General features: G+C 65.3%; 13 protein-coding genes. 7 read left to right on the top strand and 6 right to left on the bottom strand.

From position 1 onward, the window contains the following. Positions 1-9 precede the first annotated feature (9 nt). From nosZ to OX89_RS12300, 7 genes are all read left to right on the top strand, one after another. Positions 10-1947 (top strand): TAT-dependent nitrous-oxide reductase, encoded by a 1938-nt coding sequence (gene nosZ, locus OX89_RS12330; protein ID WP_047350834.1) that lies wholly within the window; start codon positions 10-12, stop codon positions 1945-1947. Between the two features lie 101 nt (positions 1948-2048). Then, the gene (locus OX89_RS12325) at positions 2049-4670 is read left to right on the top strand and encodes a NosR/NirI family protein (protein ID WP_047350815.1); all 2622 of its coding nucleotides are present in this window, start codon (positions 2049-2051) and stop codon (positions 4668-4670) included. Next, on the top strand, positions 4667-5938 hold the full coding sequence (locus tag OX89_RS12320) for a nitrous oxide reductase family maturation protein NosD (RefSeq protein ID WP_047350814.1): 1272 nt from the start codon (positions 4667-4669) through the stop codon (positions 5936-5938). The genes OX89_RS12325 and OX89_RS12320 overlap by 4 nt, the downstream gene beginning before the upstream one ends. Beyond that, complete coding sequence (locus OX89_RS12315) at positions 5913-6845, top strand: ABC transporter ATP-binding protein (protein ID WP_011804569.1); 933 nt, start codon at positions 5913-5915, stop codon at positions 6843-6845. The genes OX89_RS12320 and OX89_RS12315 overlap by 26 nt, the downstream gene beginning before the upstream one ends. Positions 6846-6865: 20 nt before the next feature. Continuing rightward, complete coding sequence (locus OX89_RS12310; RefSeq protein ID WP_011804568.1) at positions 6866-7681, top strand: ABC transporter permease; 816 nt, start codon at positions 6866-6868, stop codon at positions 7679-7681. Further along, the gene (locus OX89_RS12305; RefSeq protein ID WP_011804567.1) at positions 7678-8226 is read left to right on the top strand and encodes a nitrous oxide reductase accessory protein NosL; all 549 of its coding nucleotides are present in this window, start codon (positions 7678-7680) and stop codon (positions 8224-8226) included. Before OX89_RS12310 ends, OX89_RS12305 begins: the two co-directional genes overlap by 4 nt. Positions 8227-8290: 64 nt before the next feature. Further along, a complete protein-coding gene (locus tag OX89_RS12300; protein ID WP_047350833.1) occupies positions 8291-8905 on the top strand; it encodes a nitrous oxide reductase accessory protein NosL in 615 nt (204 codons plus the stop codon). Positions 8906-8998: 93 nt separating this feature from the next. On the opposite strand, the gene OX89_RS12295 is transcribed toward OX89_RS12300, so the two are convergent. The 6 genes from OX89_RS12295 to OX89_RS12275 form a co-directional block, all read right to left on the bottom strand. Beyond that, positions 8999-10453 carry a DEAD/DEAH box helicase gene (locus OX89_RS12295; protein ID WP_047350813.1) on the bottom strand — a complete coding sequence of 485 codons (1455 nt, stop codon included), beginning with the start codon at positions 10451-10453 and terminating at the stop codon, positions 8999-9001. Between the two features lie 115 nt (positions 10454-10568). Further along, a complete protein-coding gene (locus OX89_RS12290; RefSeq protein WP_047350812.1) occupies positions 10569-11432 on the bottom strand; it encodes a neutral zinc metallopeptidase in 864 nt (287 codons plus the stop codon). Between the two features lie 79 nt (positions 11433-11511). After that, positions 11512-11700, bottom strand: coding sequence for a hypothetical protein (locus OX89_RS18600; RefSeq protein WP_157497437.1), 189 nt, complete (start codon positions 11698-11700; stop codon positions 11512-11514). Positions 11701-11913: 213 nt separating this feature from the next. After that, positions 11914-12480 carry a dCTP deaminase gene (gene dcd / locus OX89_RS12285; RefSeq protein WP_011804563.1) on the bottom strand — a complete coding sequence of 189 codons (567 nt, stop codon included), beginning with the start codon at positions 12478-12480 and terminating at the stop codon, positions 11914-11916. Positions 12481-12570: 90 nt separating this feature from the next. After that, a complete protein-coding gene (gene guaD / locus OX89_RS12280; RefSeq protein WP_047350811.1) occupies positions 12571-13854 on the bottom strand; it encodes a guanine deaminase in 1284 nt (427 codons plus the stop codon). Positions 13855-13887: 33 nt separating this feature from the next. Next, a complete protein-coding gene (locus tag OX89_RS12275) occupies positions 13888-15093 on the bottom strand; it encodes a urate hydroxylase PuuD (protein WP_047350810.1) in 1206 nt (401 codons plus the stop codon). Positions 15094-15256 lie beyond the last annotated feature (163 nt).

Raw genomic sequence — 15256 nt, 5'->3', positions numbered from 1 at the left:
GAGGACATCATGAGCGACAAGAGAGAGAGCCTGAACCCTGAAACCGTTGGCATGGGACGCCGCCGGTTCATCAATACCGCTGCTTTGGCGGGACTGACCGTGGGCGTTGCCGCGTGCAACGACAAGCCCGCGGCCGCCCCTGCAGCATCCGGCACTCCCGCGCCGGCACCCGCCCCCGCTGCCGCCCACGCCGGCGCCAACGTGCACCTCAAGCCCGGTGAGCTCGATACCTACTACGGTCTTTGGAGCGGCGGCCACAACGGCGACGTTCGCGTGCTGGGCCTGCCCTCCGGTCGTGAACTTCTGCGCATTCCCTGCTTCGTGCCTGACGCCCTCGTGGGCTGGGGCATCACCAACGAATCCAAGGCCGTGATGGGCACCAAGCCCGACGGCAGCCTGCGTTACACCGTGGCGGACACCCACCACTTGCACGGCTCGTACAAGGACGGCAACTACGACGGCCGTTACGCCTGGGTCAACGACAAGATCAACAGCCGCATCGCCCGCATCCGTCTGGACTACTTCATCTGCGACAAGATCACCGAGCTGCCCAACGTGCAGGGCTTCCACGGCATCTTCCCCGACAAGCGCGATCCGGTCGATCCCAACATCAACTACACCACGCGCGTGTTCTGCGGCGCTGAATTCGGCATTCCCCTGCCCAACGACGGCAAGGATGTGAACGCCACCGAGAAGTACCGCTCGATGTTCACCTGCGTGGATGCCGAGACCATGGAAGTGCGCTGGCAGGTCCTGATCGACGGCAACTGCGACCTGACGGCCACGTCGTTCGACGGCAAGCTGGCAGCGACCAACCAGTACAACACCGAGAACGGTGTGCACTACGAAGACATGATGTCGGCCGAGCGCGACGCCTGCCTGTTCTTCAACATTGCCCGCATCGAAGAAGCCGTGAAGGCCGGCAAGTTCAAGACCTACGGCACGTCCAAGGTGCCCGTGGTGGACGGCACCCGCGAAGCCAACAAGGATGCCAAGACCGCTCTCACCGCCTATGTGAGCGTTCCCAAGAACCCGCACGGCGTGAACGCCAGCCCCGACCAGAAGTACTTCATCTGCGCCGGCAAGCTGTCGCCCACGGCCACCGTGATCGAGCTGGCCAAGGTGCTGGACTGGTTCGACGGCAAGAGCGAGAAGCTCGACGACGCCATCGTCGCCGAGGTGGAAATCGGCCTGGGCCCGCTGCACACCGCCTTCGACGGCCGCGGCAACGCCTACACCACGCTGTTCCTGGACAGCCAGATCGTCAAGTGGAACATCGACAAGGCCATCGCCTTCCACAAGGGTGACAAGAACGCCACCTACGTCGTGGACCGCCTGGACGTGCACTACCAGCCTGGGCACATCAATGCCACGCACTCGGAAACCGTGGCCGCTGACGGCAAGTTCCTCGCCGTGGGTTGCAAGTTCTCCAAGGACCGTTTCCTGCCCGTGGGCCCCTTCCACCCCGAGAACGAGCAGCTGATCGACATCTCGGGCGACAAGATGGTGCTGCTGGCCGACCACCCGGTGCGCGGCGAGCCCCACGACTTCATCATCTTCAAGCGTGACATCGTGAAGCCCAAGCAGGTCTACGACCTGGACGAGTTCCCGCTGGCCGTCAAGGACGCCAAGGAATCCGGCGTCTTCCGCAACGGCAAGAAGGTCACGGTGAAGCTCACGTCGCAGGCCCCTGCCTTCAGCCTGCGTGAATTCACCGTCAAGAAGGGCGATGAAGTCACACTGATCCTCACGAACCTCGACAAGATCGAAGATTTGACGCACGGCTTCGCGGTGCCCAAGTACAACATCCAGTTCGTGATCAACCCGTTGGAGACGAAGTCGGTGACCTTCATCGCCGACAAGCCCGGTGTGTTCTGGGCTTACTGCTCCACGTTCTGCCATGCGCTGCACCTGGAAATGCGCACGCGCATGATCGTCGAAGCCTGATGATGCGCAACCCTCCTGGGCCTGGCCTGGGAGGGTTGCAAATCAAATTGGCTTCTTTCGCAGACGCAGCAAGCGGCGCCTGCTATTAGTTGGATAGTGCAATGTTTTCCCTAGGTTCACGGTTAGCCGCTTTCTGTCTTGCTCTGGTCCTCGCCGCCCCGCTTTGGGTGCCCCGGGCGCACGCAGGAGCCTACGAGGCGGAACTGCCTGCGAACCTGGCCACCACGCCCGACATGTGCGCGCTGCTGCCGTGCACCGAAGTATTTCCGGGCGCTACGCATTTTTCGCCGCGCAAGGGCCAGCCGCCCTATGTCGAGGCGTATGACAACGACTCGGCCCAGAAGAAGCTTCTGGGCTACGTCATGCTGTCGACCGACATCACCGACACGCCCGCCTACTCGGGCAAGCCGGTGGTCACGCTCATCGGTATGGACACGCAGGGCCGCTTCGTCGGCATGAAGGTGCTCAAGCACTCCGAGCCCATCCTGCTGCTGGGCATCCCGGAGTCGGCACTCATCAATTTCAACAACCAGTACATTGGCAAGTCGGTCACCGACACCATCGAAGTCGGCCCTTCCCGCCCCGATGAGAACGTCATCGGCGTCGACGCCATCTCCGGAGCCACCGTCACCGTGGTGGCTCAGAACCAGGTGGTCATGGCCTCGGGCTCGGCCGTGGCACGCCAGACCGGCATCATTGCTCCCACGGTGCGCGAGCAGCCCCGCTTTGTCACCACCGGACAAACCTACGATTGGGCCCAACTCGTCAAGATGGGCGCAGTGCAGCAATTGCTGGTCAAGCCCGAACAGGTGGGCCTGCCGCGCGGCCCCGAGCCCTTCATCGAAATGTGGTTCGGTGACCTGAACCAGCCCGACGTAGGCCGCAGTCTGCTGGGCAAGAACAGCTTCGAAAGCCTGCGTTCACGCCTCAAGGAAGGCGAGAGCGCCATTTTCGTCATCAAGACCGGCGGGCAGGAGTCCTTCAAGGGATCAGGTTTCGTCCGCGGCGGCATTTTTGACCGTGTGCAGGTCAAGCAAGGTGCCGACTCCTTCACCTTCCGCGACCTGGACTCCCTCAACCTGTACGGCCTGGAGGCCGCCGGCGCACCCCGCTACACCGAGTCGTCCATCTTCATCATCCGCTCGCAGGCCTTTTCTGCGGCCTATCCGTGGAAATTCGCCTTCCTGGGCAACCGGGTCGATCGGGCCACAGGCCATCGCAGCTTTGCCGTCTTCGAGTCCAAGTACTGGTTGCCGGCAGATCTGCTCGAAGGCGGCCGCCCCAAGGTGCAAGAACCCGATGCCCCCTGGGTACGCATCTGGAAATCGCAGGCCCTGCCCATCAGCCTGTTCGCCCTGCTGCTGATCGCAGTCACTGTGGTGTACGCCTTCCGCGAAAGGCTCACCCGCCTGTCCACGCACAAGAACAAGTGGCCGGTCAATGGCTTCAAGTACACCTTCTGGGCCATCAGCATCTTCTGGATCGGCTTTGGCTACATGGCCCAGCCGTCCATCACCCAGGTGCTGACCTGGTTCCACTCCGTCCTGTTCCAGTGGACCTGGTCGCTGTTCCTGTCCGATCCGTTCATCTTCCTGTTCTGGATCTTCATCATCGTGACCGCCTTCTTGTTCGGGCGCGGGCTGTTCTGCGGCTGGATGTGTCCGTTCGGCTCGCTGCAGGAGGCGATCTTCAAGATCGCCAAGGCCCTCGGGCTGAAGCGCTTCCAGACACAGCTGCCGCAAAAGTGGCATGACCGGCTCAAGTGGATCAAGTACGCCGTCTTCTTCGTCCTGCTGGCGGTGTCGATGTTCTCCATGGGTCTGGCCGAGAAGCTGGCCGAGGTCGAACCCTTCAAGACCACGTTCCTGGTCGGCGTGATGAACCGGGCATGGCCCTATGGCCTGTTCGTCGCCGCCATCCTCGGCGTGTCGATCTTCATCGAGCGCCCCTACTGCAAGTACATCTGCCCGCTGGGCGCCTCGCTGGCCATGCCCAGCACCTTCCGCTGGTTCGGGTTGAAGCGCAAGCAGGACTGCAACAGCTGCAAGGCCTGCGCAGTGGGTTGCGGAGCCCAGGCCATCGACGCCGACGGGCGCATCGACCACCGGGAATGCCTGCATTGCCTGGATTGCATGATCCTGTACACCGACACCAAGGGCTGCCCGCCTCTGGCCAAGGAGCGCAAGCGCCGCGAGAAGGACGGCTTGGAGATGACGCCTATCGGCAAGAATGGCTACTTCATCCCCATCTACCCCGCCACCGTGCAGGACCAGATATCGGCCAAGGCCGCCCAGGGACCCGATCCGCGCATGCCCACCGAACCCACGCTGCCCGCGCACAAGCGCAACGTAGGCTTCATGAGCTGGCTACTGCTGGAACTGCGCGACCATCTCTGGCCCTGGAGCGCCGAAGGCTGGCGCAGCCAGCGCGCGCTGCAGATCGCCGGGCTGTCGCTGGCGGTGGCGGCCACCATCGCCTGGATCATGGCGGCCATGGGCCACCTCTCGTCGGGCGCCATCATCGGCTGGTGGTTCGGCTGGAGCGTGTACGAAGTGCTGATTCGCCTGTCGGGCCGCCGTTACGTCAAGGACGGCCCATGGTGGCGCGACAATTACCGCGTTGCAGGTGTAATGGACATGATGAGCTACGTAGGATTCAAGAACCTGATGATCGGTGCTGCGCTGTTCCTGGTGCTGCAGGCGCTGGGACTGTTCACCCCATGAAGGGCGGCGTCACCCACTTAATGCTGGCCTTGGCGATGACCCTCGCCGGGGCCTGCCAGGCGGCCACCCTCCATGTGCGAGCGGGCGACGATCTGACCGCCGCCGTGCGCAAAGCCAAGGCAGGCGATGTGCTGGAGATTGCGCGGGGCACGTACCGCGCCAATCTGGTGATCGACAAGCCCCTCACGTTGCGCGGCGTGGACCGCCCCACCATCAGCGGTGGCAACCAGGGCGACACCATCCGCGTCACCGCACCGGACGTGGTGATCGAGGGCCTGATCGTGCGCGACTCGGGTGACGACCTCAAGGATCAGAACGCCGGCATCTACCTCTACCCTGGCGCCCACCGTGCCGTCGTACGCCGCTGCGACCTCACCTACAACCTTTTCGGCCTGTGGATCGAGAAGGCCAATGACGTGCTCATCGAGCACAACGTCATCACCGGCAAGCGTGAATACTCCTCCCCGCAGCGTGGCAACGGCGTGCAGCTGTACAACACCAAAGGCGCAAAGATCCTGAACAACAACATCAGCTTCGTGCGCGACGCGCTCTACGTGGACGTCTCGCACCATGCGCTGTTCAAGGGCAATCGGCTGCATCACAGCCGCTACGGCACGCACTACATGAACTCCTACTACAACCTGTGGGAGGACAACGACACCTACTACAACCGTGGCGGCTTGGCCCTGATGGAAGTGCGCGAGCAGACCGTGCGCAACAACCGCGCCTGGGGCAACTCCGACCACGGCATCATGCTGCGCACGCTGCAGGATTCGGTGATCGAAGGCAACGTCGTGGCCGGCAACAGCCGGGGCTTCTTCATCTACGACGTGGAGTACATCAAGCTCAACAACAACCTGGTGGTGGACAACACCGTCGGCGTGCACCTGGCCGCGGGCTCGAAGAACAACGAAGTCGAAGGCAACGACTTCATCTCCAACCGCGAGCAGGTACGCTACGTGGGTGCGCGCGACGAGCGCTGGGGCGCCAAGAGCGGCAACCACTGGAGCAACTACCTGGGCTGGGACCGCGATGGCGACGGTGTCGGCGATGCGCCCTACGAGGCCAACGACATGGTGGACCGCCTGACCTGGCGCCACCCTAGCGTCAAGCTGCTGCTGGCCAGCCCGGCCGTGCAGGCCCTGCGCCTGGTGGGCCGGCAGTTCCCGGTGCTGCGCGTGCCATCGGTCGTGGACCCGAAGCCGCGCATGCAGCCCAGCAATCAACAATGGAGTGAATGGCGTGGCAAGCATTTCCCCGGCCAGTGACAACGTGGCCATCTCGCTGCGCGGCGTCAGCAAGCACTACGGCGCGCTGCACGCCGTGGACGGCGTGGACCTGGACATCCCCAAGGGCGAGATCTTCGGCCTGATCGGGCACAACGGCGCAGGCAAGAGCACGCTGTTCAAGATGATGCTGGGCCTGGTGAAGCCCACGCAGGGCACGCTTTTGATCGCAGGCGCCCAGGTGGGTGGGCGGGGGTTCCGCGCCGCCCGCCGCCAACTGGGCTACCTGCCTGAAAACGTGGTGCTCTACGACAACCTGGACGGGTTGGAGACGCTGCGCTTTTTCGCGCGGCTGAAATCCGCCCCGCTGGCGCAGTGCGCGGACATTCTGGAGCGCGTGGGCCTGGCACACGCCGGCAAGCGCCCGGTGCGCGAGTATTCCAAGGGCATGCGCCAGCGCCTGGGCTTCGCGCAGGCATTGCTGGGCAGCCCGCGCGTGTTGTTCCTGGACGAACCCACCAACGGCCTGGACCCGCAGGCGATCCGCGACTTCTACGCCACGCTGCGGGGCCTGCAGGCCGAGGGCGTGACCATGGTCATCACCTCGCACATCCTCGCCGAACTGCAAGAACGCGTGGACCGGCTCGCCATTCTCTCGGCCGGCCGCATCCAGGCGCTGGGCAGCGTGCAGCAGCTGCGCGAGCAAACCCGCATGCCGCTGTCGTTCGAACTGGACATCGCACCCGCCGACCGGCCCGCCGCCGCACAGGCGCTGGAGCAAGCGACGGGCATCGTCCCCGAGCACACGCCCGAAGGCTTGCGCCTGCACTGCCCGCGCGAGCAGAAGATGGCCGTGCTGGCCGCCCTCGCGCCACTGGGCGCGCGCGTGCGCGACCTCAAGCTGCTGGAGCCCTCGCTCGAAGACGTGTTCTTCGGCTTCGCCGACTGACACCCTGACCACGACGCCCCATGGAACTGACCCAGATCTTCACCATCGCCGCCAAGGAATTCCGCGATCGCATGCGCAATCGCTGGGTGCTTGCGGTGGCCCTCGTCTTCACCGTGTTCTCACTCGTCATCGCCTACTTCGGCGGCGCGCAGCAGGGCACGGTGGGCTTTCGCTCCATCGAGTTCACCATCGCCAGCCTCGTCAGCCTGGTCATCTACCTCATCCCGCTGATTGCGCTGTTGCTGGGGTTCGATGCCATCGTGGGCGAGCGCGAGCGCGGCTCACTCGATCTGCTGCTGGCCCTGCCCATTACCCGGCTGGAATTGCTGCTGGGCAAATACCTGGGCTTGGCGGCTGCGCTGGCGCTCTCCACCCTGGCGGGCTTCGGGCTGGTGGCGGTGCTGCTGTGGCGCCACATGAGCGCCAATGCCCTGTTCCACTACGGCGGCTTCATGATCAGCTCGGTATTGCTGGGCCTCGCATTCCTGAGCCTGGCAGTGATGCTATCGGTGCTGGCTCGCGACCGCACGCGCGCCTCGGGCCTGGCCATCGCTACCTGGTTCTTCTTCGTGCTGGTGTTCGATTTGCTGCTGCTGGGCCTGCTGGTGGCCACGGGCGGGCAGTTCGCGGGCGATGCGTTCGCCTGGCTGCTGCTGCTGAACCCGGCCGACGTGTTCCGCATTCTCAATGTGTTCTCGCTCGAAGACGTGCGCACGCTCTACGGGCTCGCCAGCGTCGTTCCCTCGTCGCTGGGTAGCCCCGCAATCATGGGTGGCGTGATGCTGGCGTGGATCGCCCTGCCGCTCGCCATCGCCAACTGGAGATTCAAGCCATGACCTGTTCCTGCATCACCCGTCGCCGTGCACTGGGCATGGCCGCCTTCACGGCGCTGGCCACCAGCAGCCTGCTGGCTGGCTGCGGCGACAAGGCAGCCGAACAGCAGTCCCTTGCGCCCGTGGAGATCGACCGTTCCACAAGTTGCGAGCTCGACGGCATGCTGCTTGCAGACTACCCCGGCCCCAAGGCGCAGATCCACTACGCGGGCCAGGAAAAGCCCTCCTTCTTCTGCGACACCATCGAACTGTTCAACACCCTGCTCGCCGGCGAACAAGTGCGTGCAGTGCGCGCCGTGTACGTGCAGGACATGGGCAAGGCCGACTGGAACGAACCCAAAGGCCACTGGATCGACGCCAAGACCGCCGTCTACGTGCTGGGCAGCAAGCGGCATGGCTCCATGGGCCCCACCATCGCCAGCTTCGCGCAGGAGGCCGATGCGGCCAAGTTCGCCGGTGAACATGGCGGCAAGGTGCTGCGCTTTGCGGACATCAAGCTCGACATGGTGGACCTGAGCGGCGGTGCGCTGCACGACACCCGCATGTAACAGCCCTTGCACCATGTCTGCATCCACGCTGAGTCCTCCGCCGCACCAGCCACGCCGCAGGCGCATGCTGGTTGCGGGCACGCTGGCGTTTGCAGCCGCGGCGGGCGGGCTCTGGGGCGTTCCGGGCCTGCGCAGCGCGCTGCGGCCCCAGCCGGCTCCCGCTCTGGAGCCGGACGTGTGCATCGTCGCACCCCCGACGCCGTACGACCCCGCGTCGGGCCTGCCGCCCACAGCAGCGCGCCCCATTCCGGTGGATGCGCGCTGTCCCGTGTGTGGCATGTTCCCCGCCCGTTCGCCCGACTGGGCGGCGCAGGTCATCTTTCGCAATGGCGACGCACAGTTTTTCGACTCGCCCCTGTCGCTGTTCATGTACCTGCAGGACGTGGCCCGCTACAGCCCCGGCCGCAGTGCACGGGACATCATGGCGCACTACGTCACCGACACCACGCGGCCAGCGGCCGCGGGCGGCGCCCGCTGGACGGACGCGCTGTCTGCCTATTACGTGCACGGCTCGTCGGCGCGGGGGCCGATGCGCGCCGGCAATCTGCCCGCGTTCTCGACACGGGAGGCCGCACAGGCCTTTGCCGCACAGCGCGGCGGCACAGTGCTCGCCTTTGGCGCCGTGGATGCCCCCCTGATCGCGCAGTTGGCGGGCCCTGGCGGGCACAATCACCCCTAGCATTAGCTATTAAAAACATAGCTACCAGCGCTTATTCCGAAAGCGCCAGGGGCACTTTTTATTGAAAAGGCCGCTGAACGGCGGCCTGTGTTTTCAGTGGGTTGATGGCTCGGCCGTAGAGGCCTGCGGCGCCTTGAACAAGGCGGGTAATTTGCGCTTGGGCTTGATGTTGGCGGAGATGCCGCCACGCGCGGGCGATGCCTTGGGGGCCACCTCCCAACTCGCCGACGCACCGGCCGAGGTGCCGGCCTCGTAGGGCTTGTCGAAGAACGGATCGCGAGACGCTGCAGGCGCAGAGCGGTACGCGCTGCGCTCGCGGCTGCGGGGGGCGGCTGGAGCGCCCTCGCCCGAATCGTCACCGCCCCAGGCGCGGCGGCCGTCGTTGTAGCGGCCCCGCTGACGATCTTCCTGCAATTCCAGCGGTTCCAGCTCGATCTTCTTCTTGATGAGCTTCTCGATATCCGCCACCAGGCGGGTATCGCTGCTGGCCACCAGCGTGACGGCCAGACCCGATGCGCCGGCGCGGCCCGTACGGCCGATGCGGTGCACATAGTCCTCTGCATTGAAGGGCACGTCGTAGTTGAACACCGCGGGCACGTCTTTGATATCCAAGCCCCGCGCCGCCACGTCGGTGCAGACCAGCAGGTCCACCTCGCCGCTCTTGAAGGCTTCCAGCGCCTTCAGTCGCTCGTCCTGGCTCTTGTCGCCATGCAACGCGGCGGTCTTGAGACCGTCGCGCTCCAGGCTGCGGGCCAGGCGCGCGCAGCCCAGCTTGCTGTTCACGAAGATGAAGGCCTGCTTGAGGCCGCGCTCGTTCAGCACATGGCGGATGGCGCGGCGCTTGTCGTCGCCGTCTACCGCGAAGAAGCGCTGCTCCACGGTGGAGGCGGTCTCGTTGGGGCGCGCGACCTCGATGGTGATCGGGTCCTGCAGATAGCTGCCGGCCAGGCGCTTGATCTCGGGCGAGAAGGTGGCGGAGAACAGCAGCGTGGTGCGCTGCTTGGGCAGGTAGGAGAGGATGCGCTGCAGGTCGGGCAGGAAGCCAATGTCCAGCATGCGGTCGGCCTCGTCCAGCACCACGTACTCGACCTGATTGAGCACCGCGTTCTTGGCCTCGATATGGTCCAGCAAACGGCCGGGCGTGGCCACCAGCACCTCGACGCCCTTTTTCAGCTCGATGGTCTGCGGCTTCATGTCCATGCCGCCAAACACCACCGTGCTGCGCAGCTTGGTGTACTTGGCGTACAGCGCGATCTGCTGCGCCACCTGGTCCGCCAGCTCGCGCGTGGGCAGCAGCACGAGCGCGCGCACAGGGTGGCGCGCGGGAGAGGCTGAACTGTTCTCGTGCTTGAGCAGGCGCTGCAGTAACGGCAGCGAAAAGGCCGCTGTCTTGCCGGTGCCGGTTTGCGCCGCACCCATCACGTCCTTGCCGGTCAGCACGACAGGGATCGCCTGCGCCTGGATCGGCGTCATGTTCTCGTAGCCCATCTCGGCTACGGCGCGCTTGAGCGGCTCGGCCAGCGCAAGAGTGGAATAGGGTTGTGTCATGAAGCCGCTATTGTCGCATTGCAGCAGCGGCGAAGGCCAACAAGGCCGTTAACGGCCTGTACCGGGGCGCCTCCTGCTTGGCGCGAAAACGACGGCTTAGCGCGCGTTCACGGTGTCAAAGCGACTGTGCATTGAAAGTGTTGCAGCCTTGCACACTGCCGGTCTTGAACCCCTGCGTGAACCACCGCACGCGCTGCGCGCTGGAGCCGTGGGTGAAGGCATCGGGCCGCACGGTGCCGGTCTGCTGGCGCTGCAGCGCGTCGTCACCGATCTGCTCGGCGGCGTTCACCGCGGACTCGATGTCGCCCTGCTCCAGCCAGTTCTTGGCCTGTTGCGAATGGTGGGCCCAAATGCCGGCGTAGCAGTCGGCCTGCAGTTCCAGCCGAACCGACAGCGCGTTCTGCTCGCGCTGGCTCACGCGCCCGCGCATGCCGTCCACCTTGCCGGTGGTGCCCAGCAGGGTCTGCACATGGTGGCCGACCTCGTGCGCGATCACGTAGGCGCGGGCAAATTCGCCTGGCGCACCCAGCTGGCGACTCATGGTGTCGAAGAAATCCATGTCCAGGTACACCTTCTGGTCCCCAGGGCAGTAAAACGGCCCCATCGCGCTCTGCCCCGTGCCACAGGCCGTGGGCGTGGCGCCGCGGTAGAGCACCAACTTGGGCTGGCGGTACTGCGCCCCACCTTGCTGGAACACCTGCGTCCACACATCCTCCGTGGACGCCAGGACGGTGGAGACGAAGGCGGCCTCACGGTCGCCCTGCGGCGGACGCTGGGCCGGCCCCTGTTGGACCTGCGGCGCGCCCCCGCCCGACAGTACGCCGATGGTGGTCAGCGGGTTGATGCCAAACACACCCCAGCCGATGAGCGCCACAACGATGGTGCCAATGCCGATCGAGCGTCCGCCGATGAAGCCGCCCCCGCCGCCGCTGCGCCGGTCTTCCACGTTGTCCGATTCGCGATTGCCTTCCCATCTCATGGGTGATCTCCTGCGTGCACGACGCACCAGCCGCCGATGTTACGCCCGCGGCGGCACCCTCGGGATTTCGCGCCGCGCACTACTGCGCGGCCAGCAACATGTCCGGCGACGGGCGCGGCTGCAGCGTGTGGTTGACGTACTTCGCCATCCGTTCGTGGGCTTGGTGCGTGTGGCGTTCCACCACCGCCTGCAGCACCCACAACTGCGCAAGGATGACGATGGCGGCACCCAGCCACATCCAGAGGCTGGGCGTGGGCGCAGATTTCACGGGCGGATCCCATGGCCGTGGCGCAGCGGGGGAGGCGGGATCATGGATGGGGCGGGACATGCAGTACTCCTGAAACACTGCAGCCATCCTAGGCAGCGCCACGCAGCCGTACCACCGGCGCAGGGCCAGCCCGCGTGTAGGACGGCGGCAAGCGCCGGCGCAGGAGTCGGCGCGCACCCCACGGTCCAGGCCGCGGTCCTTCAGACAGGTCCTTCAGGCCTTGGGCAGCGTCACCCCGTGCTGGCCCTGGTATTTGCCGTTGCGGTCCTTGTAGCTCACGGCACATTCCTCGTCACCCTGGAAGAAAAGCACCTGCGCGCAGCCCTCACCCGCGTAGATCTTGGCGGGCAGCGGCGTGGTGTTGGAGAACTCCAGCGTCACGTAGCCTTCCCACTCGGGCTCGAACGGCGTGACGTTGACGATGATGCCGCAGCGCGCATAGGTGCTCTTGCCCAGGCAGACGGTGAGCACATCGCGCGGGATGCGGAAGTACTCGACGGTGCGCGCAAGCGCGAAGCTGTTGGGAGGGATGATGCAGTAGTCGCCCTCGAAGTCCACGAAGCTCTTTTCGTCGAAGTTCTTCGGGTCCACCACGGTGCTGTGAATGTTGGTAAAGACCTTGAATTCACGCGCGCAGCGGATGTCGTAGCCGTAGCTGCTGGTGCCGTAGCTGATGATCTTGCGCCCGTCCTGCTGCCGGATCTGGCCGGGCTCGAACGGCTCGATCATGCCGTGCTGCTCGGCCATGCGGCGGATCCATTTGTCGCTCTTGATGCTCATGGGGTACTCCTGGCGCGTATTCTAGGCGAATGAAAGCTACTTAAATGATAGCTGCTGGCGCTTGATACATAAGCGTCAGAGGCAAATATTTCATGCAATGACTGTGCGCTCGATCAAACGGTCGTCGCCGAGCACGATCATCGCGAACAGCAGTTCGTCCAGGTGGGCGGCGCCCGCCGTGCGCCGCGCCAGCAGCGGGGTCGCTGCAGGATTCAGCACCACGAAGTCGGCTTCGCAACCCGGCTGCAGGTTGCCCACCACGCCATCCAGCCCCAACGCCCGCGCGGCACCGGCGGTATGCAGCCACCACAGCCGTTGCGGCGCCAGGCTCAGTCCCGTCTTGGTCTGCCCCTCCCGGCCTACGTAGTACGCGGCCAGCATCGTGTGGAAAGGGCTGAAGCTGGTGCCGCCGCCCACGTCGCTGGCCAAGCCGTAGCCGAAGCCCATGCGGTCCGCGCCCGCAAAGTCAAACTGGCCACTGCCCAGGAACAGGTTGCTCGTGGGGCACACGGCAGCCACCGCGCCGCTCTCGCGCATGGCGGCGCGGTCCTCGTCGTCGAAATGGATGCAATGCGCGTACACCGCGCGCTCACGCAGCAGGCCGACACGGGCATACACATCCAGGTAGCTGCGCGTGCCGGGGAACAGCTCCCGCACCCAGCGGATCTCCTGCTGGTTCTCCGCCACATGGGACTGCACCCATACGTCGGGGTAGCGCGCGGCCAGCGCACCCGCGCCGCTCAGCTGCTGCGGCGTGCTGGTGGGGGCAAAACGCGGCGTGATGGCGTAGCCCAGGCGGCCCTGGCCGTGCCAGCGCTGGATCAGCGCCTCGGTGTCGATCAGCGACTGCTCGGTCGCGTCGCGCACGCCGTCGGGCGAGTGGCGGTCTTGCAGCACCTTGCCGGCAATCAGGCGCAGCCGCCGCGCCTGGGCTTGCGCCATCAGCGCATCCACCGAGCCCGGATGCGAGGTGGCGAAGGTGAGCGCCGTGGTCACGCCGTTGCACTGCAGCTCATCCAGAAAAAAGCCCGCCACCCCGGCGGCGTAGCCGGCATCGGCGAAGCGCGACTCGTGCGGGAAGGTGTAGTTCTCCAGCCAGGGCAGCAGGCCTTCGGCGGGCGAGCCGATCACGTCCAGCTGCGGGTAGTGCACATGCATGTCCACGAAGCCGGGTGCAATGATGCGGCCAGGCCAGTGGGTCACCGGCTGCGAGGCCTGAGAAAAATAAAGGGGCGCCAGCGCGCGCCACGCGCCGGCGGCGTGCACGCGCTGCACGCCCCGGTCATCGGGTGCGGTGGCCAACAGGCCGTCTTCTTCGTACAGGGCCGTGCCGTCGTCGGCAAAGCGCAGGAGCGCAGATCGGTAAAGGTGCATGGCTCCGGATGATGCCCGCAACACCGGGGGGCGTCAGGGCGCGATGCTGGCGCCGTTCTCGTACCAGCGTTTGAAGGTTTCGCGCTCTTCGTCGGACAGTGCGCCCGGGTTGCCAAATGGCATCTTGCGCAGCTGCACCACCTGTTGGTAGATCTGCTGCGCGTGGCTCTTCACGTCCTGCGGGGTGTCGAACTTCACGTTCTTCTGCGCGACGGTGTTGGCGCTGTGGCACACCACGCAGTGTTTTTGCATGACGGCGTGCAGTTGTTCGTAGCCTGCGGCGGCCGGCGCGGCGGCGGACACGGCTGGCGCAGCCGGCTTGAGCCATACCACCACGCCCAGCAGCACCACCACGCCGACGGCCGCATAAGGCCAGGGATGGCCGTTGCGGCCCAGCTTGTAGCCGTGGCGCATCACGAAGAACTGGCGAATGGCCGCGCCCGCGAACATCATGAGGATCAGTACCAACCAGTTCTGCCCATGGTTGTAGAGCCAGCCGTAGTGGTTGGAGAGCATGGCGAACAGCACCGGCAGCGTGAAGTACGTGTTGTGCACGCTGCGCTGCTTGCCGCGCTTGCCATGCACCGGGTCCACCGGCTGGCCGGCCTTCAGTGCCGCCACCACCTTGCGCTGGCCGGGAATGATCCAGAAGAACACGTTGGCGCTCATCGAGGTGGCGAGCATCGCGCCCATCAGCAGGAAAGCCGCCTGGCCGGGGAAGATGCGGCAGGCCAGCCACGCGGCGATGCACACCAGGACCAGCACCAACGTCCCCACGATGGCATCGCCGTTGGTCTTCTGGCCGAACACGCGGCAGATGCCGTCGTACAGCAGCCAGAACACCACTAGGAAGGCCAGTGCCGCCGCGATGGCCATGGCGGGCGACATGAGCGGGTCGGCCGGATGCACCAGGTAGATGCCCGCGTTCCACAGATACGAAACCGTAAGCAGCGCAAAGCCGCTGAGCCAGGTGGTGTAGCTCTCCCAGAAGAACCAGTGCAGATGGTCCGGCAGCTTCGGGGGCGCCACGTTGAACTTGACCGGGTGGTAGAAGCCCCCGCCGTGCACAGCCCAAAGCTCGCCGTTCACGCCCTGGCGCTTCAGGTCCTCGTCGACCGGCGGCGTGAGGCTGCTGTCCAGAAAGACGAAGTAGAACGAGGAGCCCACCCAGGCGATGGCAGTGATGACGTGCAGCCAGCGCAGCAGCAGATTGGCCCAGTCGAGGAAGTAGCTTTCCATCGTGTTTCAACCTTGGCGGCCCGGCGGGCCGCCTGCAAGCTGCTCACCACTGCGGGCGCTCTGAGCAGAAAAAGAGGGGCCGCGCACCGTGGCAGGAAGCTGCCGGGGCACCGCTGCGACCCGTTTTGTGAACAGGAAGTGTATGCACTTTTCTGGCAACGGC

The sequence above is a fragment of the Diaphorobacter sp. J5-51 genome, from assembly GCF_001023515.1.
In the GTDB taxonomy this organism is placed as follows: domain Bacteria; phylum Pseudomonadota; class Gammaproteobacteria; order Burkholderiales; family Burkholderiaceae_C; genus Diaphorobacter; species Diaphorobacter nitroreducens.
This window is presented reverse-complemented; position numbering and strand designations above follow the sequence as displayed.